Raw genomic sequence first — 1,100 nt, forward strand, 5'->3', positions numbered from 1 at the left:
AGGAGCACACCGTTGAGCAGGTTGCGTTGGCTGACCGCGGGGGAGTCGCACGGACCCGCGCTTGTCGCGACGTTGGAGGGTCTTCCCGCCGGCGTGCCGATCACGACGGAGATGGTGGCGGATCATCTGGCGCGGCGGCGGCTGGGGTATGGCCGTGGGGCGCGGATGAAGTTCGAGCGTGATGAGGTCACGTTCCTGGGCGGTGTGCGGCACGGGCTGAGCATGGGCTCGCCGATCGCGGTGATGGTGGGCAACACGGAGTGGCCCAAGTGGGAGCAGGTCATGTCGGCCGATCCGGTGGATCCGGCGGTTTTGGCTGATCTGGCCCGCAATGCGCCGTTGACGCGTCCGCGGCCGGGCCATGCGGATCTGGCGGGGATGCAGAAGTACGGGTTCGACGAGGCGCGTCCGGTGCTGGAGCGTGCGTCGGCGCGGGAGACCGCGGCGCGCGTCGCGCTGGGTGCGGTGGCCCGGTCGTACCTGAAGGAGACGGCGGGGATCGAGATCGTCTCGCATGTGACGGAGCTGGCGGCGGCGAAGGCGCCCTACGGCGTCTACCCGACCCCGGCCGATGTGGAGAAGCTGGACGCGGATCCGGTGCGGTGTCTGGACGCGGATGCGTCGAAGGCGATGGTCGCGGAGATCGATCAGGCGCACAAGGACGGTGACACGCTGGGTGGTGTGGTCGAGGTGCTGGCCTATGGGGTGCCGGTGGGTCTGGGCTCGCATGTGCACTGGGACCGGCGGCTCGATGCCCGTCTGGCAGCTGCACTGATGGGTATCCAGGCGATCAAGGGTGTCGAGGTCGGGGACGGCTTCGATCTGGCGCGGGTGCCGGGTTCCAAGGCGCACGACGAGATCGTGACGACCGAGGACGGCATCAAGCGCACCTCGGGCCGGTCCGGTGGTACTGAGGGTGGGTTGACCACGGGTGAACTGCTGCGGGTGCGGGCGGCGATGAAGCCCATCGCGACGGTGCCGCGCGCGCTGGCCACCATCGACGTGGTCACCGGTGAGGCGGCGAAGGCGCACCACCAGCGCTCCGACGTGTGTGCGGTGCCGGCGGCCGGCATCGTGGCGGAGGCCATGGTCGCGCTCGT

1 protein-coding gene is annotated in these 1,100 nt (G+C 69.9%); it reads left to right on the plus strand.

The features are described 5' to 3' along the window. Positions 1-12: 12 nt before the first annotated feature. The coding region (aroC, locus tag AB0H82_RS36420; RefSeq protein WP_362999834.1) for a chorismate synthase at positions 13-1,100 on the plus strand (1,088 nt) is incomplete at its 3' end.

Source organism: Streptomyces sp. NPDC050732 (assembly GCF_040654255.1).
In the GTDB taxonomy this organism is placed as follows: Bacteria; Actinomycetota; Actinomycetes; order Streptomycetales; family Streptomycetaceae; genus Streptomyces.